The organism is Nocardia sp. CY15 (assembly GCF_009829295.1).
GTDB classification, from domain to species: domain Bacteria; phylum Actinomycetota; class Actinomycetes; order Mycobacteriales; family Mycobacteriaceae; genus Nocardia; species Nocardia sputi.
On the sequence record NZ_VUOT01000098.1, the window covers coordinates 1 to 1,071 of the forward strand.

Annotated in this window: 1 protein-coding gene; it reads left to right on the forward strand. The window is 65.8% G+C overall.

The features are described from left to right. Positions 1 to 1,033: IS30 family transposase (locus GVY39_RS33750; RefSeq protein ID WP_159989410.1), on the forward strand; the 1,033-nt coding region annotated here is incomplete at its 5' end. Between the last annotated feature and the right edge of the window lie 38 nt (positions 1,034 to 1,071).

Sequence of the window (1,071 nt, forward strand, 5' to 3'; positions counted from 1 at the left end):
CGCTCGGCACGAGCGGGCAGCCTCCGCTGTATCGAAGTCGCGATATCTGAGCGAGAACGAGCGCATCCATATCGCTGACCGGCGGCGAGAGCGGGCGGGTATCCGCACGATCGCGGGCGAGCTGGGACGCAGTCCATCCACCATCAGCCGCGAGATCGTTCGCAACGACACCGTGAGCCCGGCTGGGCAGCGGGCCTATCGACCGCATGCTGCTCAGGCCCGCGCCGACGCGCGTCGGCCACGGCCGAAGATCCGCAAGACCGCCAGGTTCCCCGAGTTGGCGGAGTTCATCCAGCAACGGCTGGACAAACGGTGCAGCCCCGAGCAGATCTGCCAGGCTATTGGTGAGGAATTCCCCGACCGGCCGGAGATGCATGTAGTCCACGAGACCGTCTATCAGGCCCTCTACGTTCAGGGCCGCGGCGAGCTGCGCCGTGAACTGGCCCGAGCACTGCGCACCGGCCGTGCCCGGCGCAAACCGCGTCGTCAGGTCAACTGCCGCCAACCGCGGTTCATCCACCCGATGGTCATGATCAGCGACCGGCCCGCCGAGGTCGAGGACCGGGCCGTGCCCGGACACTGGGAAGGCGATCTGATCATCGGCAAAGACAGTGCTTCGGCGATCGGCACCCTCGTCGAGCGCGCCACCCGCTACGTCATGCTCGTCCATCTACCCCACGGTCGCAGCGCCGAACAGATGCGAGACGCCCTGCAGCGCACCGTCACTGAGCTTCCACCGCATCTGATCCGATCGTTGACATGGGACCAAGGCAGCGAACTTGCCGAACATCACCAGTTCAGCGTCGCCACCGACATCCCCGTCTACTTCTGCGACCCCGCCAGTCCCTGGCAACGCGGCTCGAACGAGAACACCAACGGCCTGCTACGGCAATACTTCCCCAAGGGAACCGACCTGTCCGTGCACACCCGCGAACACCTCGACACCGTCGCCGCCGAACTCAACGGCCGACCACGCAAAACGCTCGACTGGGATACCCCAGCCGAGCGTCTGGCTACGCTAATCGCCGCCTAACACGACAACGAGTGTTGCGACGACCCCTCGAATCCGCC